Source organism: Vulcaniibacterium thermophilum (assembly GCF_007923255.1).
GTDB classification, from domain to species: domain Bacteria; phylum Pseudomonadota; class Gammaproteobacteria; order Xanthomonadales; family Xanthomonadaceae; genus Lysobacter_F; species Lysobacter_F thermophilum.
Map to the genome: position 1 here is coordinate 1 of NZ_VOHJ01000014.1, position 22,166 is coordinate 22,166.

Consider the following 22,166-nt stretch of genomic DNA (forward strand, 5'->3'; position numbering starts at 1 on the left):
GGCAGGGTATGTGTAAGCCGTCGCCGCGCCGCCCGCCATCTTCGAGGTGCGGTTGCCGGTGGCGTCGTAGCCGTAGGCGTGCAGCAGCGCGTCGGTCGCGCCGTCCTTGCTCTCCGTCAGCCGGCCCAGCGCGTCGTAGCCGAAGCGGCGCAGCGGCGGTTCGGTCTGGTCGCCGGTACGCAGCACGGCCAGGTTGCCGACTTCGTCGAACTCGAAGCCGAGCGGCCGGTGGTCAATCCTCGACGTCCTCATCCGCCTTCCCGCCTCCATGAAAAACCCGGGTGCGGCCTTCGGCCTTACCCGGGCTACGCTGATTTCATCACATCTCTGCCATCGACATCCAATAAACGCCAATCACTCGAACTGGCTTGTCGGAAGAAATAGCAATCCTTACCGCGCTGAACGACGCAGGCAGCGTCCCCCGGGCGCAAGAGAGACACACCGATAGCTCTTCGCCCGACGCCACAAGACCTTGCTTTGTCCAACCCTGATTGTTTTGATCAAACTCGATTACCCGGCCATCCTTGCCATAGACTGCCGCCCTCAAAATAGCCCCACCGAGAGCCTGCTCATACAACTCGTCTACGCGCTTCCGATTATCGTACTCAACATTATCAAGCAATACTAAGCAAATCCTGTCATCACCCTGAACAGGAACAGGTTGCCTTACAGTTAAGGTGATAGGATTCGATGTAATTGTGGCAGACGAAGAAAGAAGCACAACGTTATTGTGACCAGGGTATTCATGCCCATCTGGAGAAGTGTGACCATCACACGAGGCAGCCATAGCAGCCCCTAGAAGTGCTCCGCACAAACTAGCAGCTCTTGCAATCGAACAGCTCATCATTTGGGCCTAAAGAGGTGTTTTAACAGGCTCACACTCGTTACACGTCGACCAGATAACCTTCACGAGTTGCGACTTACCGATCAAGAGACTGGCACTCACATCTAGCCCTGCCCCTCCAGCCCCGCAATCGAGGAGCCTGCTAACGGCGGGAGTCCAGTGGCTTCCCAATTGGAAGGCATTGCACCCATATCCCCACGGGCCAATACTTATACCTGCCCCGTAGGTGCCAAACAAGCCGTTGAAATTCTCTGGGTATATGTCGGGCAAGTAGTCCTCTAATGTCATGGCGCCAGACGTGGCATTTGCGAGCGGCATCCACTTAAAGCCCGCACCAACACCGCCTGACTCGGCTTTCACAAGAACTCGTGCGCGGCGTCCTTTTACACACTGCGATTCAAGATCGAACACGAACAGACCAACTGCTCCCAAGGCGCCGATCGTGCCCGGAAGAACCTTGCCGGTCCATCGGACTAAACCGTGACGATCAATCCATTGCAGCGGAGTGCCCCCAACGTATCCGTATGTGGAGGGCCCTCCCTCTAATCCAATCGGATCACTCTGCACATAACGCCCGGTAGCCGGCTCGTAGTCACGGAAGTAGTTGTAGTTCAGCCCGCTCGCACTGTCGTAGCGCTGGCCCGGGAAGCGCATGTCGAACACGAAGGCGATGCCGTCGGCGTCGGGGTCCGGGTTGGGTTGATCCGCGCCGAACGCTTCGCCGGTCAGGGGCCAGGTCCAGACGGCCTTTTCGCGGATCGGGTCGATGACCACCCGCGGGCTGCCGAGGTGGTCGGGTTCGATGTAGTACAGCCGGTCGTTGGCGGCGGTCTCGTCCTTGACGATCAGGCCGACGGGCAGATCGTCCAGCCAGATCACCTCCTGCACGCGGGCGCCGTTGGTGTCGTAGTCGCCCAGCCAGCGGCCGGCTTCGTCGTAGACGCTGTAGGTGTGGGTGGTGCCCACCCAGCGACGGACACGCTCGCCCTTGCCGTTGTAGCGGTAGTTCATCGTCGCCACGCCATTGGCCTTGGTTTGGCTCAGGCGGTTGGTGGCGTCGTACACGAACTCGCGCGCGGTGCCGCCGATGGACGTCGTGTTGCCGGTGGCGTCGTACCAGCGGTTGATGCTGCCCACCCGGCTGAGACGGTGGCTGGTGGCAGGGTATGTGTAAGCCGTCGCCGCGCCGCCCGCCATCTTCGAGGTGCGGTTGCCGGTGGCGTCGTAGCCGTAGGCGTGCAGCAGCGCGTCGGTCGCGCCGTCCTTGCTCTCCGTCACCCGGCCCAGCGCGTCGTAGCCGAAGCGGCGCAGCGGCGGCTCGGTCTGGTCGCCGGTGCGCAGCACGGCCAGGTTGCCGACTTCGTCGAACTCGAAGCCGAGCGACAGCCCGTCCGGCCCGACATCCTGCACGATGCCCGGCTGGTAGTTGCGGTCGAGGGTGCGGCGCAGAGCGCGGCCGTCGCCGTAGCGCAACTCGGAGACCGGTCCGAACGGGTAGTAGGTGACGCTCGAGAGCAGCACCTCCCGCGCTGCGCCCGGTCGGGTGACGGCGATGCCCGAGGCCTGGCCGTTGACGTTGTACACGTAGTCCACACGCAGGCCACTGGGGTAGATCATCCACAGCGGCTTGCCGGCCAGGTCGTGGCCGTAGCGGGTGGTGAATGCCCTGCCGTTGGTGGTCTGCACCTTGCGCGTCAGGTTGCCGAAGCTGTCGTAGCAGTAGGCGGTGCTGCCGCTCGCATCGACCATGCGAGCCAGGCGCCCCGCGTGGAAGCGCTCGTCTCCGTCGCAGGCGCTGGACGGCGTGTCGTAGTGGTACGTCACGTCGTGAGTGCTGTCGGCGTAGGTGATAGCGGTCAGGCGGTTGAGCGCATCGTAGTGGTACGTCGACGTCACGCCGCGCGCATCGGTCTGCGTCTTGCGGTTGCCAGCGCCGTCGTAGGTGTAGGTGGTGGTGCCGGTGTCGGGGCTGGCGAGCTGGGTAAGGTCGCCCAGCCCGTTGTAGGTGTACGTGGTGACCAGGCCCTTCGGGTCGATGACCCTGGTGAGATTGTCGAGCGCGTCGTACTCGAATTTGGTCTCCGCCTTGATGCCGGCCACGTCCTGCAACGTGCGTACGAGACGGTTGAGCGGGTCGTAGTCGTTGTCGGTCACCACCCCCTTGGCGTCGGTGGCCTTATCGAGATTGCCGTTGGCGTCATAGGTGAAGCCGGTCGGACGCTCGTAAGCGTCCTTGGCCGTCTGCAATTGGCCGAGCTGGTTGTAGACGCGCGACAGCGTGCGCAGCAGTTGGCCGTCGGCGTCGAGGGTTTCTTCCTTGATGCGGTTGCCGGCGTTGTCCAGCGTGTAGTGGATCTTGTTGCCGAGGTTGTCGCTGATGTCGGTCAGCCGGTGCGCGGCATCGTAGGCGTAGGCGGTGAAGCTGCCGTCGGGCTGGGTGACCTTCTGCACCAGACCTGTGGGCCAGTACTCGATGCGGGTAATGGCATCGTCCGCCTCGGAAGCGTCGTTCGCGCCACGCACCTTGCGGGCGGTGAGCCAGCCGCGCGGGTGGTACTCGAAGTTGGTGACGACACCATTGGCGTCCTTGACCGATAGCACGCGGCCGGCGCCGTCGTAGCGCAGCGTCTCGGTGACGTGGCCGAGCGCATTTGTGACTTTCCACAGGTCGCCCTTGCGGTACGGGCAGGTGGTAGGCGCGCTGGCGCAGTCGGGGTGGTCGCTGGGGTAGTAGGTGTAGGTGGTGACGTCGCTGACGTCGGTGCACGGGCCGTCGATGGATGTCAGCAGGCCCACCAAGGGGCAGGTGCCGGCATCGACTCCGGCTTGGTCGCAGTACGCATAGCGCACCGACCGAGCCGTGTCGCTTGCCAGATCGACATGCGCGCTCTCGAGCACTTGTCCGGCTGTGTTGTAGGTGTAGCGGAGCTCGGAGCCGCCGCCATTCCTGCGGCGGACCAGCCGGTTGGTCTGAAGTTCGCGAGCTTCCTCGACGACACGCTGAGATGCCGTGCCGAACGCTTCGACCGTGGTCTTGACCCGAAGGGACACGCCATCCACCGCATGCTCGGAGTATTGGTAGCGCGTTTCTGTGCCCCGCCTGTCGACCGTTCGAATCAGCCGCCGCCTGAAGTCGCTACTGGCAGGCGCGTACTCGTATGTCTGGGTCCCGGAGGCATCAGTCGAAGCAACCGGTTTCCGATATTCCTGGCCCCCGGTGTACTCGAACAGGGTCGTCATCCCATTCGAATCAGTGAATCCAGCTCTGCCATCCGGGTATCGATCGACGTGTCCGACGAGCAGCCCTCCCCGGCGGGTACTGACCGCAGAACCGTTCGAGTCGTAGACGTATTCCGTCGAACCGTTGCCGCCCTCGCCCTCGATGGCAGTCAGATGATCGAAAAAGCTGGTGTTGTCGTACCGATACTGTCGAGAAGTTCCATCAGGGAAGATCACGGCCGTCAAGCGGCCATGCTCGTCGTACATGTACTCGGCCAAGATCGCGCCGCCGGACGACAGTCTCTTTATCCTCGACCGTTCCGATGGAGAGGGCCCTTCATAGGCGAACTCAAGCGAGCGCCCACCTGAATGGTCGATTCTGGAGAGACGATCGAATTGGTCGTAGATAAGCGCAAGGCGTGTCCCGTCTCTCCTCTCTATTTGCTCCGCGCGCCCTCCGCTGAAAACAATCACGTCCCCGTTGTGGTACAGAACGTACTTGTTGTCCTTGAGGACGAAACGACTGTTCGCGCCGTCGATCGACTCGTAGCCACCCGCCACCGAGCGAAAGGGAAGCAGGCTACCGTCTGCCAACTGCACGGAGTAATCAGACCGTCCGAAGAACAGCCTGAAGTTGAAGTTATGAGTCCAGTGGGCACCTAAGCCGCTCTGCACCACCGGGGCGACGCTGTGGTATGTCCGCTCGAACGCAATCCATGGAAGGGTGACGTCCCGCTCGACCTGCTTCTTGTCGCCTGTTGCGACCCCGATTGGATTGCCCTTGTAGTCGCACGGGTCGCAAAGGGTATGGTTCACGCGCAGGCGCGCGATGTCGTGCCGAACGCATGCCTTCTCGGTACTGCTCCATGCGAGGTCGACCGGGCAGGCGACCGGCCGCCGCCGCCACCCTTGGACCTTCCAGTTCGGGGAGCAGCTACCCTCAGAAGGCTCGGCCCGCATGTTGTAAAGACGCGTCTCGGCCGTGTGAGTTCCGTCATACCACTTGCTGGAGTACGCCCACTCAGTCGTAGGCGTGATCGAGACGAAATTGCAGGTCGGGTAGCGAGCGTTGTAGATCGCCAATTTGGCCGCTATTGCGCCCTCCTCGGTCGGCGAGGCACCCTCCGCGCTACTACCTTCCAGGTTGTAGGTCCACGAGCCGACATCCGGTGAAGTCGGCCGCGCGCCAAGAACATAGGTCGTGTGGCCTCGCTCGGGAACTACCCGCTCGACCTCGGTTGCCAGTGAATACGGGCGCCCCAGCGCATGGACGGCGGCCAGTGCGGCCTGCTTGGATGAGTGCGAGCCGGCTACAACGTTTGTTGTCCAGGCTTGAGGAGCGTTCTGCGCCCAAGCCGGAACAACCAAGATGAGGACAAGCGCCAGAAGTGCGCGGCAACAGTTCTTCATAAGAGCATCCTTGCTAAGTCTTGAGTGATCGAGCCTGGTTGGCGAGCGTGGCGGGACCGTTTATCGAATCTCCGCCACCTCGACACCGTCGAGGCCGGCCGACAGGGTGCGGGCGTCGCCGCCCTGGGCGAGCTTGATGCGCAGGCGCACCTCGTTCTGCGAGTCGGCGTAGCGCAGGGCGTCCTCGTAGCTGATCTCGCCGGCCTGGTACAGCTCGAACAGGCTCTGGTCGAAGGTCTTCATGCCGAGGTTGGTCGACTCCTTCATCACTTCCTTGATCTTGTGGATCTCGCCGTCGCGGATGTAGTCCTGCACCAGCGGGGTGCCGAGCAGGATCTCCATCGCCACGCGGCGGCCCTTGCCGTCCACGGTCGGGATCAGCTGCTGGGCGACGATGCCCTTGAGGTTGAGCGAGAGGTCCATCAGCAGTTGCTGGCGGCGGTCCTCGGGGAAGAAGTTGATGATGCGGTCGAGCGCCTGGTTGGCGTTGTTGGCGTGCAGGGTGCACAGCACCAGGTGGCCGGTTTCGGCGAAGGCGATCGCGTAGTCCATGCCTTCGCGCGTGCGCACCTCGCCGATCATGATGACGTCGGGCGCCTGGCGCAGGGTGTTCTTGAGCGCGTTCTCCCAACTGTCGGTGTCGATGCCGACCTCGCGTTGGGTGACGATGCAGCCTTCGTGCTTGTGCACGAACTCGATCGGGTCCTCGATCGTGATGATGTGGCCGCTGGAGTTCTTGTTGCGGTAGCCGATCATCGCCGCCAGCGAGGTCGACTTGCCGGTACCGGTGGCGCCGACGAAGATGATGATGCCGCGCTTGGTCATCGCCAGCGTCTTGATGATCGGCGGCAGGTTCAGCTCCTCGATCGTCGGGATCTTGGTCTCGATCCGCCGCAGCACCATGCCGACCTGGTTGCGCTGGTAGAAGCAGCTCACGCGGAAGCGGCCGACGTTCGCCACGCCGATGGCGAAGTTGCACTCGTGCGTCTTCTCGAACTCCTCGCGCTGGCCCGGCGTCATCACGTTGAGCACCAGGTCGCGGCTCTGCTGCGGCGTGAGCGGCGTCTGCGTGATCGGCACCAGCTTGCCGTGCACCTTCATCGACGGCGGCACGCCGGCCGTGATGAACAGGTCGGACGCCTTCTCGTGCGCCATCAGCTTGAGGAAGGAGGTGAAATCGATGGTGCTCATGGGTTGACTCCTGTGGAGTCCGGGAATCGGGTATCGGGAATCGGGAGTCGTCAAGAGCGAACCTGCCTTGCGCGATGTTCCGATCCGCAGCCCCCGATGCCTAGTTCTCCTGCTTTGAAGCGATTGCCGATTCCCGATTGCCGATGCAGGGCTCAGTCGAACAACCGCTTGTCCTTGGCGTACTCGCGGGCGTGGTGACGGGTGACGAGACCGCGCTTGACGAGGTCCTGCAGGTGCTGGTCGAGGGTCATCATGCCGTACTGCTGGCCGGTCTGGATGGCCGAGTACATCTGCGCGACCTTGTCCTCGCGGATCAGGTTACGGATGGCGGGAATGCCGACCATGATTTCCCACGCCGCGGTGCGGCCGCCGCCGACCTTCTTCAGCAGCGCCTGCGAGATCACCGCGCGCAGCGATTCGGACAGCATCGAGCGCACCATCGGCTTCTCGCCGGCCGGGAACACGTCGATGATGCGGTCGATGGTCTTGGCCGCCGAGCTGGTGTGCAGGGTGCCGAACACCAGGTGGCCGGTTTCCGCGGCGGTGAGCGCCAGGCGGATGGTTTCCAGGTCGCGCATTTCGCCGACCAGGATGTAGTCCGGGTCCTCGCGCAGCGCCGAGCGCAGGGCTTCGTTGAAGCCGTGGGTGTCGCGGTGCACCTCGCGCTGGTTGATGAGGCACTTCTGCGAGGTGTGGACGAACTCGATCGGGTCCTCGACGGTGAGGATGTGCCCGTACTCGTTCTTGTTGATGTGGTCGATCATCGCCGCCAGCGTGGTCGACTTGCCCGAGCCGGTCGGGCCGGTGACCAGGATCAGGCCCTGCGGCTGCTGGATCAGCTCGCGGAAGATCGGCGGGCAGCCGAGCGCGTCGAGCGAGAGCACCTCGGACGGAATGGTGCGGAACACCGCGCCGGCGCCGCGGTTCTGGTTGAAGGCGTTGACGCGGAAGCGCGCAAGGCCCGGAATCTCGAACGAGAAGTCGACTTCGAGGAACTCCTCGTAGTCGCGGCGCTGCTTGTCCGACATGATGTCGTACACGAGCGCGTGCACCTGCTTGTGGTCCAGCGCCGGGATGTTGATCCGGCGGACGTCGCCGTCGACGCGGATCATCGGCGGCAATCCGGCCGACAGGTGCAGGTCGGAAGCCTTGTTCTTGACCGAGAACGCCAGAAGCTCGGCGATATCCATGCGTACTCCCCTGCGCTGGCTGCGCTATCCCCTGCCGGGCAGTATAGCCCTCGAACCTTGCGGTCAATCCAGCCCCGATGAACGGTTTTTCCGGCGTGCTTCCACACTCTTTCCATGACGTGATGCGGCGATTGGACGCGGCCTCGGCCGCAGCCGGGCGGCCACGGCCGAGGCTGGTCGCGGTGAGCAAGACGCAGCCGGCCGCGAGGATGGCGGAGGTGGCCGCGCTGTGGGCCGAACGCGGCGAGCGTGCGGCGTTCGGCGAAAACTACGTGCAGGAGGCGCTGGCCAAGCAGGCCGAGCTGACTTCGCTGAACGTGCCCGCCGAATGGCATCTGATCGGCCACCTGCAGTCCAACAAGGCGCGCGAGGCGGCGCAGCGGTTCGACTGGGTGCAGACGGTGGATCGCCCCAAGCTCGTGGACGCGCTCGCGCGCCATCGTCCGCAGACGCTCGCACCGCTGAACGTGCTCATCCAGGTGAACGTGGACGATGAGGCCAGCAAGCACGGCTGCCGGCCGGAGGAGATCGACGCGCTGGCCGGGGCGGTGGCCGCCCAGCCGCGGCTGCGGCTGCGCGGGTTGATGGCGATTCCGCTCCCGCATCCCGAACCGGAGGCGCGACGCGCGGCGTTCCGCCGCATGGCCGGCCTGTTCGAGCGCCTGCAGTGCCGGTTCGACGGCATCGACACGCTGTCGATGGGAATGAGCGACGATTTCGAGATCGCCATCGAGGAAGGCGCGACGATGGTACGGGTGGGCAGCGCGCTGTTCGGGGCGCGGGTGCGGAAGGCGGGCTGAGCGCAACCAAGCCAACATCGCGTTGCGGGGCCCACGTTGGGCTTCGCCTTCGGCTCCGCCCAACCTACGTCAGCCTTGCGTAGGGCGGGACTTGTCCCGCCGCGGTGCGGCAAAGCCGTGCGCGCCCTCGCCCCAACCCCTCGTCCGGTCCACCCGCAATGCGGCGGGCGTTCGTCCGAGTTCCGGAGGTTGGGCTGAGCGCAGCGAAGCCCGACATCGCGTTGCGGGGCCGACGTTGGGCTTCGCCTTCGGCTCAGCCCAACCTACGTCAGCCTTGCGTAGGGCGGGACTTGTCCCGCCGCGGTGCGGCGAAGCCGTGCGCGCCTGCGGCGCGCGCCCTCACCCCAACCCCTCGTCCGGCCCGCCGCAGCGCGGCGGCGTTCGTGCGAGTTTCGTAGGTTGGGCTGAGCGCAGCGAAGCCCGACATCGCATTTGCGGGGCCCACGTTGGGCTTCGCCTTCGGTTCAGCCCAACCTACGTCAGCCTTGCGTAGGGCGGGACTTGTCCCGCCCCGGGTGCGGCGAAGCCGTGCGCGCCTGCGGCCGCAAGCGCGCCTCCTCGCCCCGCAAGCGGGAGAGGGGCTTGGAGCTGGGACTGCGTCACGGGGCCAGCGCCGCCGGAACACCCGCGCTCGCGTGGGTATGCGGTTGCTATCCTCGGCGACGGTCCAGACACGAGCGGTGCGATGTCCGTTTCCTCGATCACCGAGTCCGGCGCGGTCGCCTTCATCGGCGGCGGCAACATGGCGCGCAGCCTGATCGGCGGCCTGGTCGAGCGCGGCATGCCGGCCGCGCGCGTGCACGTCGCCGAGCCGGTGGAGGCGCTGCGCGAGGCGCTGCATCGCGACTTCGGCGTGCAGGCGCATGCGGACGCGCAGGCGGCCGCCGGGCAGGCCTCGACGTGGGTGCTGGCGGTCAAACCGCAGGTGATGCGCGGCGTGTGCGAGGGGCTGGCGGCGCTGGCCCAGGCGCGGCGGCCGCTGGTGGTTTCGATCGCGGCCGGGATCACCGCGTCGCAACTCGACCGCTGGCTCGGCGGCGGGCAGACCGTGGTGCGCACGATGCCGAACACGCCGGCGCTGCTCGGCGCCGGCATCACCGGCCTGTTCGCGGGCGCCGGCGTGAGCGCGGCGCAGCGCGCGCAGGCGCAGGCGCTGCTGGAGGCGGCGGGGCCGACGGTGTGGATCGAGGACGAAGCGCTGATGGATGCGGTCACCGCGGTGTCCGGCAGCGGCCCGGCGTATGTGTTCCTGCTGGCGGAGGCCATGATCGAGGCGGGCATCGCGCAGGGGCTGCCTTCGGAGGCGGCTTCGGCGCTCGCCCGGCAGACCGTCCTGGGCGCAGCGTTGATGCTGACGCGGCAGGACGAGCCGCCGGAGGTGCTGCGCGCGCGCGTGACCTCGCCCGGCGGCACCACGCAGGCGGCGATCGAGACGTTCGAGGCCGGGGGGTTCCGCGAACTCGTCGCACGCGCGATCGACGCCGCGACGCGCCGCGGACGCGAGCTGTCGGCGGCCAACGACTGAGGTGGGCATGACGCATCGCAATGGCCTGAGCATGCGTTGGGCGGCGCTTGCCCTGCTGCTCGCCGCGCTCGCGGCGTGCGGCCGCGGCCCCGAGGCGCCGCGCGAGGGCGCCACGTTCGAGCCGGCGATCGCGAGCGCGGGCGGGGTCACGGTGCGCGCCAGCGTGCTGCCGACCTCGCGACTGTCGGAGACGGTCGCGCGGCGGTACGGCATCGCGCGCTCCGACGCGACGGTGCTGCTGCTGGTCTCCGCGCGGCGCGGCAGCGGCGCCGGCGAGACCTCGGTGCCGGCGCGCGTCGTGGCGCGCGTCGCCGACCTGCAGGGGCGTTCCCGTGCGCTGACGCTGCGCGAGCTGCACGTGGGCGACGGCGCGGACGCGTTGCTCGATTACGTCGGGACGGTCGAGGTCGATGCGCCGGAGACGCTGGTGTTCGATCTCGAGGTGGTACCGCAGGGCGCGCCCGCGCAGCGGCTGCAGTTCACGCGCGATTTCTTTCCCTGAGGCGGGTACGGGAGATCGCGGCGGTTCGCGGCAGAAACCGCTCGTGCAGGGCGCGGGAGGTGCGGGAGGGCGCAGGAATCCGGGCGGCGGGTCGAGACCCGCCCTACGGGATCTGCAGGTGCGGGAGGGGCGCAGGGATCGGGCGGCGGGTCGAGACCCGCCCTACGCGGTCTGCAGGTGCGGGAGGGGCGCAGGGATCGGGCGGCGGGGCGAGACCCGCCCTACGGGATCTGCAGGTGCGGGAGGGCGCAGGAATCCGGGTGGCGGGTCGAGACCCGCCCTACGCGGTCTGCAGGTGCGGGAGGGGGCAGGGATCGGGCGGCGGGTCGAGACCCGCCCTACGCGGTCTACAGGTGCGGGAGGGGCGCAGGGATCGGGCGGCGGGTCGAGACCCGCCCTACGCGATCGTGTGCCTGCGTCGGATTTTTGGTCGCGGCGAAGCCGCGCCTACAGCGCCCGCGTTCAGGCGCGGCGCGCGGCCCAGGCGTGGACGATGCGGGCGATCTCGCGCACGCCGTCGGTCAGCGCGGCGGGGCCGGGCTGGAGGATGATCGGCGACTTGATCTCGTGCAGCTCGCCGTCGCGCACGGCGGGGATCGCCGACCAGCCGGGTCGCGCCGCGACCTTCTCCGCGCGGAACTTCTTGCCGCACCACGAGCCGAGGACGATGTCCGGCGCGCGCCGCACCACTTCCGAGGCGTCGGCGAGGATGCGCGCTTTCGCCAGCGGTTCGGCGGCCAGCTCGGGGAACACGTCGTCGCCGCCGGCGATGCGCACGAGTTCGGCGACCCAGCGGATGCCGGTGATCGGCGGGTCGTCCCATTCCTCGAAGTACACCCGCGGCCGGCGCGGCAACGCGGCGGCCTCGCGCGCGATCGCGTCCAGCCCGCGGCGCAGTTCGTCGGCGTAGGCGTTGGCGCGTTCCGCCGCGCCCACCAGCGCGCCGAGCCGGCGCACGTAGTCGAGGATGCCCTCGACGCTGCGGTGGTTGCTGATCCACACCTCCACGCCGCGCCGGATCAGTTCCGAAGCGATGTCGGCCTGGATGTCGGAGAAACCGATGACGAAGTCCGGCTCGAGCTTCAGGATCTCGTCGATCCTGGCGCTGGTGAACGCGCTGACCTTCGGCTTCTCGCGCCGCGCCCGCGGCGGGCGCACGGTGAAGCCGCTGATGCCGACGATGCGATGCTGCTCGCCGAGCGCGTAGAGGACTTCGGTCGGCTCCTCGGTCAGGCAGACGATGCGTTGCGGGCCACTCACGGGTACAGCATCCGCTTGTGCCATTCGCCGGCGCGGTCGACCTCGTACAGGTGACGCTCGTGCAGGCGGAATTCGGCGCCGTACCAGAACTCGATCCGCTCCGGGCGCACGCGCAGGCCGGTCCAGCGCGGCGGGCGCGGAACCTCGCGCCCGTCGAACTCGCGCTCGACCTGGGCGTAGCGGGCGTCGAACGCCTCGCGCGACTCCAGCGTCTCCGACTGCTTCGACGCCCAGGCGCCGAGCTGGCTGCCGCGCGGACGGCTCGCGAAGTAGGCGTCGGCCTCGGCGTCGGCGACGATCTCCACCGCGCCTTCGACGCGCACCTGCACGCCGGCGCGCACGCGCGGCCAGAAGAACAGCAGCGCGGCGTGCGGATTGGCCTGCAGCTCGCGACCCTTGCGGCCGTCCAGGTGGGTGTAGAACACGAATCCGCGCGCGTCGTGCGCCTTCAGCAGCACCATGCGCGCCGACGGCCGGGCGTCGAGGCCGGCGGTGGCGAGCGCCATCGCGGTCGGATCGGGCTCGCCGGCCAGGCGCGCTTCCTCGAACAGACGGTCGAACGTGGCCAGCGCTTCGGCAAGGAGGGCGGGAGGCGTCGTCATTCCGCTATTGTGAGCGGATGACGCCCGCTCCGCACCCTGCTCCCGGTTATGCCGCGCCGCTGGTCGAGGCGCTGCTCGACGACGCGCTCGATCATGGCGCGCGCGTGTACGCGCTGGCGGGGTTGCAGGGCACCGGGAAATCCACGCTCGCCGCGCAGATGGTCGAAGCGGCCCGCGTCCGCGGCGTGCGCGCGGTGGCGCTGTCGATCGACGACTTCTACCTCGACCGCCCCGAACGCGAGGCGCTGGGGCGCGCGGTGCATCCGCTGCTGGCCACGCGCGGACCGCCGGGCACGCACGATGTCGCGCTGGCGTGCGAGGTGATCGACGCGCTGCGTGCCGGCCGTTCCGCAGCGCTGCCGCGGTTCGACAAGATCGCCGACCGGCGGCTGCCGCGCGAGACGTGGCCGACCGTGGGCGAGGTCGGGCTGGTGGTGTTCGAAGGCTGGTTCCAGAAGGTGCCGCCGCAGCCGCCCGAGGCGCTGCGCGATGCGGTCAACGCGCTCGAACGCGAGGAGGATGCGCAGGGCGTGTGGCGCGCGTGGTGCAACGACGCGCTCGGCCGCGACTACCCGCCGCTGTGGCAGCGGCTGGACCGCCTGACCTTCCTGCAGGGTCCGGGATTCGAGATCGTCAGCGAATGGCGCTGGCAGCAGGAACTGACCCTGCAGGCGGCCAATCCCGGCCGCAGCGTGATGACGCGGCCGCAGGTGCTGCGGTTCATCCAGTTGTTCGAACGGGTCAGCCGTCATGCGCTCGTCACGCTGCCGGGCATCGCCGACAGCACGATCGCGCTGGATGCGTGCCGCACGCCGCACCGCGTGCGCGGCGCCTTGGCGCGCCGTCTCCCTACAATCCCCGCATGAATCCGGCGCGCAACCTGATCCTGGTCGGCCCGATGGGCGCAGGGAAGAGCTGCATCGGCCGCCGCCTGGCCGAGCGGTTCGGGCTGCGCTTCGTCGATGCCGACCGCGAGCTGGAGGCGCGCACGGGCGTGGGCATTCCGACCATCTTCGAGGTCGAGGGCGAAGCGGGGTTCCGCGCGCGCGAGCGCGCGGTGCTGGCCGACCTCGTCCGCGACGAGGGCATCGTGCTCGCCACCGGCGGCGGCGCCGTGCTGGATGCGGGCACCCGCGCGCTGCTGCGCGCACGGGGGTTCGTGGTCCATCTGCACGTCGAGGTCGAGCAGCAACTGGCGCGGCTGGCGCGCGACCGCAGCCGGCCGTTGCTGGCCCGCGGCGACCGCGAACAGGTGCTGCGCGAACTGGCCGCCGCGCGCGCGCCGCTGTACGCCGAAGTCGCCGATCTGCGCTTCGACACCGGCCGCATGAACGCGGCCGACGCGGCGGCGCGGCTGACCGACGCGCTGCTGCGCAGCTGGCAACGAGGCGAGGTGACGGCATGAAGTCGCTGCATACCGTGCACGTGGGCGGCGACCGCCCGTACGACGTGCTGATCGGCCCGGGCCTGCTGGGCGACAGCGGACATCTGGCCGCGCCGCTGCGCGGCCGCCACGTGCTGATCGCAAGCGACGCCCACGTCGCCCCGCTGTATGCGGACACGCTGCAGGCCTCGCTGTGCGCCGCGCGCGGCGAGCTGGCGGTCGCGCGCTTCGTGATTCCGCCGGGCGAGCAGGAAAAGACGCTGGCGCGCTTCGCCGAGTGTCTCGACGCACTGGCCGCGCTCGGCGCCACCCGCGACGCGGCGGTGTACGCGCTGGGCGGCGGCGTGGTCGGCGATCTCGCCGGCTTCGCCGCCGCCTGCTGGATGCGCGGCATCGACTGCGTGCAGGTGCCGACCACGCTGCTGGCGATGGTGGATTCGTCGGTCGGCGGCAAGACCGCGGTGGACCTGCCCGCCGGCAAGAACCTGGTCGGCGCGTTCCACCCGCCGGCGGCGGTGTTCGCCGACACCCGCACGCTGCGCACCCTGCCCGAACGCGAACTGCGCGCCGGCTTCGCCGAGGTGGTGAAGTACGGCGCGGCGTTCGACGTCGCGTTCCTGGACTGGCTCGACCGTCACGTCGATGCGCTGCTCGCCCGCGACGATGCCGCGCTCGCCGAAGCGATCGCGCGCAGCGTGCGCTACAAGGCGGACGTGGTCGGGCGCGACCCGTTCGAACAGGGCGAACGCGCGCTGCTCAACTTCGGCCATACCTTCGGCCATGCCATCGAAGCCGAACAGGGCTACCGCGGCGGGCTGAACCACGGCGAGGCGGTGGCGGTCGGGATGGTGCTGGCGGCGCGTCTGTCGGCGCGGCTGGGGATGATCGCGACCGACGACGCCGGACGGCTGCGCGAGCTGCTGGCGAGGTTCGGGCTGCCGACCGCATTGCCGCACGGGCTCGATCCGCAGGCGCTGCTGGCCCGCATGCGGCTGGACAAGAAGGCGGCCGCGCATGGGCTGCGGTTCGTGCTGCTCGATCGCATGGGCGTGGCGCGCGTGGCCAGCGGCGTGCCGGAGGCGGCGGTGCTCGCCGTGCTGGGCGAAGCGACCCTGCCCGCGCATCCCCCGCTGTAGCAGCGGCTTCAGCCTGCGACCGGGGACGCGCGGTCGTGGCCGGTCGCGGGTGAAGCCGCTTCTGAAGCTTCGCGGGGGCCGGCCGCGGGTGAGGGCCCTGCATCCCGCTGGCGGGCCCTGCGGCATACGAGCCCGTACAATGCGCGTCCCATGCGCCTGTTCCTGCAACAACGCCCCGAAGGCCGCGAGCCGCCGCGCTACGTCCAGCTCATGCTGCAGCCGGACCTGCTCGGCGGCTGGACGCTCGTGCGCGAGTCCGGTCAGGTCGGCGGGCGCAGCACGCTCAAGCGCGAACAGTTCCTCGACCGCGACGCCGCGTTCGCCGCGCTGGAGAAGGCGCGCGACGCGCAGCTCAAGCGGGGGTTCCAGTTGATGTTCGTGCAAGGCGCGGAAGCGCCGAAGTGATGCCTTCCACCGGCGCGCCGCGCCCAGGATCCCCGATGACCGCACTGAAGAACGACCGCTTCCTGCGCGCGCTGCGCCGCGAACCCGTGGACCGCACTCCGGTCTGGCTGATGCGCCAGGCCGGCCGCTACCTGCCGGAGTACCGCGCCACCCGCCAGCGCGCCGGCAGCTTCCTGGCGATGGCGAAGACGCCGGAGCTGGCGTGCGAGGTCACGCTGCAGCCGCTGGAGCGCTTCCCGCTGGATGCGGCGATCCTGTTCTCCGACATCCTGACCGTGCCGGATGCGATGGGGCTGGGGCTGTATTTCGTCGAAGGCGAAGGCCCGAAGTTCGAGCGCCCGGTCCGCAGCGCCGCCGACATCGCGAAGCTCGCGGTGCCCGACATGGGCACCGAGCTGCGCTACGTCACCGACGCGGTCAGCCTGATCCGCCGGGAGCTCGACGGCCGCGTGCCGCTGATCGGCTTCTCCGGCAGCCCGTGGACGCTCGCCTGCTACATGGTCGAAGGCGGCGGCAGCGAGAACTTCGCCCGGGTGAAGTCGCTGGCGCTCAACGATCCGGCCGCGATGCACCGGCTGCTGTCGGTGGTGACCGACGCGGTGATCGCGTATCTCGATGCGCAGCGTCAGGCCGGCGCGCAGGCGCTGCAGGTGTTCGACACCTGGGGCGGCGTGCTGGCGCCGGCGATGTACCGCGAATTCTCGCTGCGGTACCTGGCGCGCATCGCCGCCGAACTGGAGCGCGACGGCACGCCGCTGATCCTGTTCGGCAAGGGCAACGGCGCCTATGTCGAGGAACTGGCCGCCACCGGCGCCGAGGGCGTCGGCGTGGATTGGACGATCGGCCTCGGCGAGGCCGCGCGCCGCGCGGGCGGACGGGTGGCGCTGCAGGGCAATCTCGACCCGGCGGTGCTGTACGCGCAGCCGGAGGCGATCCGCGGCGAGGTCGCGCGCCTGCTCGACGACTACGCCGCCGGCAACGGCGGCTCGCGCGAGGGCCACGTGTTCAACCTCGGCCACGGGCTGTCGCCGGACATGGACCCCGAGCACGTCGGCGCGCTGGTGCGCGCGGTGCACGAGCTGAGCGCGCGGGCCCTTACCCCGACCTCTCTCCCGCAGGCGGGAGAGGGGCGCTGACAGCGCGCTCACCCCAACCCCTCGTCCAGCCCGCCGCAGCGCGGCGGGCGTTCGTCGGCGCGCGAGCCTGCGGCTCGCAAGCGCGCCTCCTCACCCCGCAGGCGGGAGCGGGGCTTTAACAGCGCGCTCACCCCGGTCTGCTGCCGCTGTAGGAGCGATTCAGGCCGGTTGCGGGGCGGGTGCGGTGTGTCGCACGGCCGCATCCAGCGCGGCTTCCAGCATCGCCCGCGTCATCGGCTTGCGCAGGAAACCGTCGAACGCGGCCGCGCGCACCTGGGCTTCGACCTCGCCGTCGGCGCGCGCGGTGATCGCGATCAGCGGCGCGTCGAATCCCTGCGCGCGCAACTGCGCGGCGAGCTCGAAGCCGTCGATGCCGGGCAGATCGAGATCGACCAGCGCGGCGTCGAAACGGCGTACGCCGATCTCGGCGAGCGCGGCCAGGCCATGCGGGGCGTGCGCGATCGCGTGCCCCTGCGCGCGCAGCAGGCCGGCGATCACCTCGGCGACGGTCGGGTCGTCCTCGACCAGCAGCACCGCGTACCGCCCCGCGCCGGGCTCGGGTCCGGCCGCGGCCGGCAGCGAGCCGGCCTCGACCGCCGGCAGCGGCAGGTCGACGCGGAAACAGGTGCCCACGCCGGGCGTGCTGTCGACCTCGATGCGGCCGCCCATCGCGCCGGCCAGTTCCTGGCAGATGGCCAGGCCCAGGCCGCTGCCGCCGTAACGCGCGGCGGTGCGCGCGCCCTCGGCCTGCTCGAAGCGCCGGAACAGCCGCGCCTTCTGCTCCTCGTTGAGGCCCGGACCGGTGTCGCAGACGTGCACGCGCACGCCGGCCGCGAGCGCCTCCACGCGCAGCGTCACCTCGCCGCGTTCGGTGAACTTGACCGCGTTGTTGAGCAGGTTCAGCAGGATCTGGCAGACCCGGCTGCGATCGCCGCGCAGCGCGGCGGGCGCGCCGGCGGCGATCTCCGAACGGAACGCGAGCCCCTTGCGCTCGGCCAGCGGCGCCATCAGCGCGGCGACCTCCTCCACCAGCGGTCGCAGTTCGAACGGCGCGTCGGCCAGTTCGAGCTTGCCGGATTCGATCCGCGCCAGATCGAGCGCGTCGTTGACCAGCCGCAGCAGATGCTCGCCGGCGCGGCGGATGGACTCGGCATAGCGGCGCTGCTGCGGATCCAGCGGGGTGCCCAGCAGCAGCTCGCTCATGCCGAGCACGCCGGTCATCGGCGTGCGCACCTCGTGGCCGAGCGTGGCGAGGAAGCGCGTCTTCGCCAGCGAGGCGCGATGCGCCAGTTCGCGCTCGCGCTGGCTCTGCAGCCACGCCGCGCGCCGCTGCACGCGGCGGCGGTAGGCGAGCGCGGCGCCGACCAGCGCGGCCACCGCCAGCAGCGCGAACGCGCCCAGCGCCCAGCCGGTGCGCCACCACGGCGGCAGCACCCGGAAGCGCAGCACCTGCTCGCGCGCGGGGGTGCCGGTCGCATCGGTCGCGCGCGCGCGCAGCACGTACTCGCCCGGCGGCAGGCCGGCGAACACGCGTTCGCCGTTCGGCGTCGGCGTCCAGCCGCCGTCGTCGCCGACCAGCCAGGTGGCGTAGCGGTTCTGCGTCGGGTCCTCGAAGGCGAGCAGGCGCAGCCGCACGCGCAGCTCGCGGTCCTCCGGCGCGAGCGCGGCGCCGCGCGGCAGCGGCAGCCAGCGGCCGCCGCGACGCACTTCGATCGCGTCCCACACCAGGCGCGGCGGCACGGCGCGCGGTTCCGCGAAACCGGTGTCGATGCGCACCAGGCCGCCGTCCTCGAGCGAGGCGGTCAGCACGCCGTCCTCGCCCAGCACCAGCGCGCGGTCGATCACTTCCTGGCTGCTGAGCCCGTCCTGCAGGCCGAAGCGCCGCACCTGGGCGCGCACCGGATCCCAGCGGTACAGGCCGCGCTGGCTGCCCAGCCAGACGCGGCCGCGGGGGTCGACCGCCAGCGCGCCGCCTTCCAGCGCCGGAAGGCCCTGCGCGAGGCCGACCTGCGCGTCCTGCCGCCAGCGGTCGCCGTCGCGGACGAAACGCGCAAGGCCCGCGAAGCGATGCAGCCAGAGGCGGTCGGGGCCGTCGAAGGCGAACGCGAACACGCGCCCGGCGGGCAATCCCGCCGGCGCGCGGAAGCGGCCGGCGCGCGCGTCCCAGCGCAACAGCCCGGCGCCGGTCGCCAGCCAGGGCATGCCGTCGGGGCCGACGCGCGCCTGCTCGAAATCGGCGCCGGGCAGGCCGCTCGCGACGCCCGGCTCGAGGGTGCGCAGCACGCGCCCGGTGGCGGCCTCGCGCTGCTGCAGGCCGGCATCGTTGACGACCGTCCAGACGGTGCCGTCGGCCGCGCCGAGCACGGCGATGGTCGGGCCCGGCAGCGCCGCATCGTCGCCCTCGGGCCCCCAGCGCCGCACGCGGCCGTCGGTGTCGATCCGCACCAGGCCGCTGTTCATCCCCAGCCACAGGCGCCCGTCGCCGTCCTCGAGCAGCGCGATCGGGCGCGTGCCCTCCAGCGCTTCCTGCGCGTCGGCGGCGATACGGTGGAGCCCGCCGTCGGGCGCGAGCCGGAACACATCGCCGCGCAGCCCGGCCAGCCACACCCCGCCCGCACGCGCGGGCGCCAGCGCCGGATAGCGGGTGCGCTCGGCTTCGCCGAACCCCGGCGGAAACGCCGCCAGCCGCTTCCAGTCGGGACGCAGATAGCCCACGCCGGCGCCGGAGACGGGAAACCACATCGCACCGTTGGCCTGACGCACCAGTTGCAGCACCGCGCGCGGCACGCCGCCGCCGACCGGGACCGGGGTGCCGCCGGGCGGCACGCGCCAGACCTCGCGCTGACTGCCGATCCACAGCCCGCCGGCGCCGTCGGCGACCAGCGAGACCACCGCGTTGGGCCGTTCGAACATCGGCGACCACGCCGGCTGCCGCCAGCGTCCGTCCGCGAGGCGCTCGAACACGCCGATGTCGGTGCCGACCCACAGCGAACCGCCCACCGGACTCACCGACAGCACCATCGGCCGCGGCTGCGGACCGGGCAGCGGCACCGCCTCGAAGCCCCGCCCGGACCAGCGCGCCAGGCCGCCGGGCGTGGCCACCCACAGGCGCCCGCGCGCATCGAAGGCGAGCGAGATCACGGTGTCGTCGGGCAGGCCCTGCGCGGCGCCGAAGCGCGCGATCCGGCCGCGCGCGTCGATGCGGTGCACGCCGCCGCCGTAGGTGCCGAACCACACCTCCCCGCCGCGACTGGCGATCGCGAACACGTCGTCGCTGCCCATCGCCGGGTGCGTGCCGCGCTGGAAATGGGTGAAGCGCCTGCGCGCCGGATCCAGCATCGCCAGGCCCCGGCCCTCGACCGCTACCCACAGCCGGTCGTGCGCGTCCACGTGCACCGCCGTCGTGTGCGAGTTGCCGGGCAGCGAGGCGGGATCGTCGGGGTCGTGCCGCCACACCCGCATGCCGACGCCGTCGTAACGCGCCAGCCCGTCGGTGGTGGCGAACCAGAGGTAGCCCTGGCGGTCCTCGGCGATGCCGTTGACGGTGCTCGAAGGCAATCCCTCGTTGACGCCGATGTGCCGCGGCCGCGGCCGCTCCGGCACGGCGCCGTGCGCCGCCGCCAGCGCCATCCACGCCGCCAGCGCGGCCATCGCCACGATCCTGCGGATCTCCATGCGCCCCTCTCCCCGTCCTCGCGCGCGGCACAGGCTGGGCCATCCGCGCGCGCCGGGCAAGCGCCGCGCAACGGACGGTTGCGGCGCGGACACCGGCGGCGCAGGCTGGGCCGCCTAGAATCCCCCGCATGGCCCGCATCGTGCCGTTCCGCCTCCGCCCCCCCGCCATGCTGTGCGCGCTGCTGCTCGCCGCGCCCGCCGCCGCGCGCGAGGTCGAGACCTACGCGATCGACCCCGACCACACGCGGGTGGTGGTCGCCGTCGACCACGCCGGCTTCTCCAGGGCGCTCGGCGCGGTCTCCGGCGCGCGCGGGACGATCGTGATCGCGACCGAACCGACCGGCATCGACTGGGGCGCCAGCCGCGTCGAGGTCGAGGTGCCGCTCGCCGGCCTCGACTTCGGCGCCGAGGCGATCACCCGGGCGGTGCTCGGGCGCGGCTTCCTCGACGCCGGGCGTCATCCGCAAGCGCGCTTCGTCGGCACCGGCACCGAGGCGACCGCCGACAACCAGGCGCGCGTGTGCGGCGAGCTCACGCTGCGCGGCGTCACCCGTCCGCTGTGCCTGGACGTGCGGCTGAACGCGCTCAAGCGTCATCCGCTGCCGCCGTTCCGCCGCACGGCCGGCTTCTCCGCCACCGCCACGCTCGACCGCACCGAGTACGGCATCGACGCCTGGCCCACGGTGGTCGGGCATACGGTCGAGATGCGCATCGAGGTCGAGGCCACGCTCGACCGCTCCGCCGCCCGGGAGGACACGCCTTGAACTGGAAGAACGTCGACCGCTGGGGCCCGGTCAGCCAGTCGCTGCACTGGCTGATCGTGCTGCTGATCCTGGCTCTCGCCGCGATCGGCCTGACGATGGGCGAGCTGCCCAACGGCCCCGGCAAGATCCGCATCTACGCGCTGCACAAGTCGCTCGGCATCACCGTGCTGGCGCTGGCAGTGGCGCGCATCGCGTGGCGGCTGTATGCCGGCGCGCCGCGGCCGCTGCCGGGTCCGGGCTGGCAGCGCCGGCTCGCATCGCTCACCCACCTCGCGCTGTACGCGCTGCTGCTGGTGATGCCGCTCAGCGGCTGGGTGCTGAACTCGGCCGCGGGTTTTCCGCTGCAGTGGTTCGGTCTGGTGAAGCTGCCGAGCCTCGCCGGCCGCGACGAAGGGCTGCACGAACTGGCCGAGGAGATCCACGAGAACGCGTTCTGGTTGCTGGCGCTGCTGGTCGTGCTGCATGCCGCGGCCGCGCTCTACCACCACCTGTTCGTGGGCGACGACACGCTGCGGCGCATGCTGCCGCGGGCTCGCCCGCCCCGCCGCCCGGGAGGGGCGTGATGCGCGCGCTGCCGACGCTGCTGCTCGCCGGCCTGCTGGCGATCGCCGCGCCCGCGCGGGCGGCGGATTACGTGCAGGCGCCCGGGTCCACGCTGGCGTTCGCCACGCAGTACCAGGGCGAGACCTTCACCGGCCGCTTCCCCGGCTTCGCGGTGCACCTGCGCTTCGATCCGGCGCATCTGGCGCAGGCGCGGCTGGAGGTGACGATTCCGCTGGCCGGCGTCGGCACCGACAACGACGAGCGCGACGACACGCTGAAGGGCGCCGACTTCTTCGATATCGCGCGCTTTCCGGAAGCGCGCTACACCGCCACCCGCTTCCGCAGCCTGGGCGCGGGCCGCTACGTCGCCGAGGGCACGCTGACGCTGCGCGGTATCGAAAAGCCGGTCGCGCTGACGTTCACCTGGACGCCGGGCGCGCAGCCGGTGCTCGCCGGCAAGGCGACGGTGAAACGGCTGCAGTTCGGCGTCGGCGGCGGCGATTGGGCCGATACCTCGCTCATCCCGGACGACGTCGCCGTCAGCACGCGCGTCGTGCTGCAGCCGGCCGACTGACGGCAG

The 22,166-nt window shown here is 70.1% G+C and carries 18 protein-coding genes and 1 pseudogene; 11 read left to right on the top strand and 8 right to left on the bottom strand.

What is annotated here, in order from left to right:
- The 5 genes and pseudogenes from FQY64_RS07305 to FQY64_RS07325 all read right to left on the bottom strand — a co-directional run.
- A pseudogene (locus FQY64_RS07305) lies at positions 1 to 252 on the bottom strand (type IV secretion protein Rhs); the annotation flags it as partial.
- Positions 253 to 319: 67 nt separating this feature from the next.
- Positions 320 to 721 (bottom strand): hypothetical protein, encoded by a 402-nt coding sequence (locus tag FQY64_RS07310; RefSeq protein ID WP_146473410.1) that lies wholly within the window; start codon positions 719 to 721, stop codon positions 320 to 322.
- A gap of 132 nt (positions 722 to 853) precedes the next feature.
- Complete coding sequence (locus FQY64_RS07315) at positions 854 to 5,473, bottom strand: RHS repeat-associated core domain-containing protein (RefSeq protein WP_146473412.1); 4,620 nt, start codon at positions 5,471 to 5,473, stop codon at positions 854 to 856.
- Between the two features lie 60 nt (positions 5,474 to 5,533).
- Complete coding sequence (locus tag FQY64_RS07320) at positions 5,534 to 6,664, bottom strand: PilT/PilU family type 4a pilus ATPase (protein ID WP_146473414.1); 1,131 nt, start codon at positions 6,662 to 6,664, stop codon at positions 5,534 to 5,536.
- A gap of 152 nt (positions 6,665 to 6,816) precedes the next feature.
- On the bottom strand, positions 6,817 to 7,854 hold the full coding sequence (locus FQY64_RS07325) for a type IV pilus twitching motility protein PilT (protein WP_146473416.1): 1,038 nt from the start codon (positions 7,852 to 7,854) through the stop codon (positions 6,817 to 6,819).
- A 77-nt stretch (positions 7,855 to 7,931) separates the two neighbouring features.
- On the opposite strand from FQY64_RS07325, the gene FQY64_RS07330 reads away from it, so the two are divergent.
- The 3 genes from FQY64_RS07330 (at position 7,932) to FQY64_RS07340 (ending at position 10,681) form a co-directional block, all read left to right on the top strand.
- Positions 7,932 to 8,654 carry a YggS family pyridoxal phosphate-dependent enzyme gene (locus FQY64_RS07330; RefSeq protein ID WP_146473418.1) on the top strand — a complete coding sequence of 241 codons (723 nt, stop codon included), beginning with the start codon at positions 7,932 to 7,934 and terminating at the stop codon, positions 8,652 to 8,654.
- A 685-nt stretch (positions 8,655 to 9,339) separates the two neighbouring features.
- Complete coding sequence (gene proC, locus FQY64_RS07335) at positions 9,340 to 10,179, top strand: pyrroline-5-carboxylate reductase (RefSeq protein ID WP_146473420.1); 840 nt, start codon at positions 9,340 to 9,342, stop codon at positions 10,177 to 10,179.
- 7 nt (positions 10,180 to 10,186) lie between these two features.
- On the top strand, positions 10,187 to 10,681 hold the full coding sequence (locus tag FQY64_RS07340; protein ID WP_146473422.1) for a DUF4426 domain-containing protein: 495 nt from the start codon (positions 10,187 to 10,189) through the stop codon (positions 10,679 to 10,681).
- Between the two features lie 462 nt (positions 10,682 to 11,143).
- On the opposite strand, the gene FQY64_RS07345 is transcribed toward FQY64_RS07340, so the two are convergent.
- Positions 11,144 to 11,965: a cobalamin-binding protein gene (locus FQY64_RS07345; RefSeq protein ID WP_146473424.1), complete on the bottom strand. Its 822-nt coding sequence runs from the start codon at positions 11,963 to 11,965 to the stop codon at positions 11,144 to 11,146.
- A complete protein-coding gene (gene pdxH, locus FQY64_RS07350) occupies positions 11,938 to 12,543 on the bottom strand; it encodes a pyridoxamine 5'-phosphate oxidase (protein WP_146473426.1) in 606 nt (201 codons plus the stop codon). The genes FQY64_RS07345 and pdxH overlap by 28 nt, the downstream gene beginning before the upstream one ends.
- Positions 12,544 to 12,560: 17 nt before the next feature.
- Between pdxH and FQY64_RS07355 the strand changes: the two genes are divergently transcribed.
- The 5 genes from FQY64_RS07355 to hemE all read left to right on the top strand — a co-directional run bounded on the left by FQY64_RS07355 (position 12,561) and on the right by hemE (position 16,604).
- Entirely contained in the window at positions 12,561 to 13,409 is an 849-nt protein-coding gene (locus FQY64_RS07355) for a kinase (RefSeq protein WP_146473428.1), read from the top strand.
- The gene (locus FQY64_RS07360) at positions 13,406 to 13,948 is read left to right on the top strand and encodes a shikimate kinase (RefSeq protein ID WP_146473430.1); all 543 of its coding nucleotides are present in this window, start codon (positions 13,406 to 13,408) and stop codon (positions 13,946 to 13,948) included. The genes FQY64_RS07355 and FQY64_RS07360 overlap by 4 nt, the downstream gene beginning before the upstream one ends.
- The gene (gene aroB / locus FQY64_RS07365; protein WP_146473432.1) at positions 13,945 to 15,063 is read left to right on the top strand and encodes a 3-dehydroquinate synthase; all 1,119 of its coding nucleotides are present in this window, start codon (positions 13,945 to 13,947) and stop codon (positions 15,061 to 15,063) included. Before FQY64_RS07360 ends, aroB begins: the two co-directional genes overlap by 4 nt.
- A 150-nt stretch (positions 15,064 to 15,213) precedes the next feature.
- Positions 15,214 to 15,468, top strand: coding sequence for a WGR domain-containing protein (locus FQY64_RS07370; RefSeq protein WP_146473434.1), 255 nt, complete (start codon positions 15,214 to 15,216; stop codon positions 15,466 to 15,468).
- A 35-nt stretch (positions 15,469 to 15,503) separates the two neighbouring features.
- Positions 15,504 to 16,604, top strand: a complete 1,101-nt coding sequence (hemE, locus tag FQY64_RS07375) for a uroporphyrinogen decarboxylase (protein ID WP_146473435.1) — start codon at positions 15,504 to 15,506, stop codon at positions 16,602 to 16,604.
- 159 nt (positions 16,605 to 16,763) lie between these two features.
- On the opposite strand, the gene FQY64_RS07380 is transcribed toward hemE, so the two are convergent.
- Positions 16,764 to 20,279, bottom strand: coding sequence for a sensor histidine kinase (locus tag FQY64_RS07380; RefSeq protein WP_229814879.1), 3,516 nt, complete (start codon positions 20,277 to 20,279; stop codon positions 16,764 to 16,766).
- Positions 20,280 to 20,407: 128 nt separating this feature from the next.
- On the opposite strand from FQY64_RS07380, the gene FQY64_RS07385 reads away from it, so the two are divergent.
- The 3 genes from FQY64_RS07385 to FQY64_RS07395 are packed head-to-tail and all read left to right on the top strand — an operon-like array spanning position 20,408 to position 22,160.
- A complete protein-coding gene (locus tag FQY64_RS07385) occupies positions 20,408 to 21,043 on the top strand; it encodes a YceI family protein (protein WP_386112718.1) in 636 nt (211 codons plus the stop codon).
- The gene (locus FQY64_RS07390) at positions 21,040 to 21,606 is read left to right on the top strand and encodes a cytochrome b (protein ID WP_146473437.1); all 567 of its coding nucleotides are present in this window, start codon (positions 21,040 to 21,042) and stop codon (positions 21,604 to 21,606) included. Before FQY64_RS07385 ends, FQY64_RS07390 begins: the two co-directional genes overlap by 4 nt.
- Complete coding sequence (locus FQY64_RS07395; protein ID WP_146473440.1) at positions 21,606 to 22,160, top strand: YceI family protein; 555 nt, start codon at positions 21,606 to 21,608, stop codon at positions 22,158 to 22,160. Before FQY64_RS07390 ends, FQY64_RS07395 begins: the two co-directional genes overlap by 1 nt.
- The last annotated feature ends 6 nt before the right edge of the window (positions 22,161 to 22,166 follow it).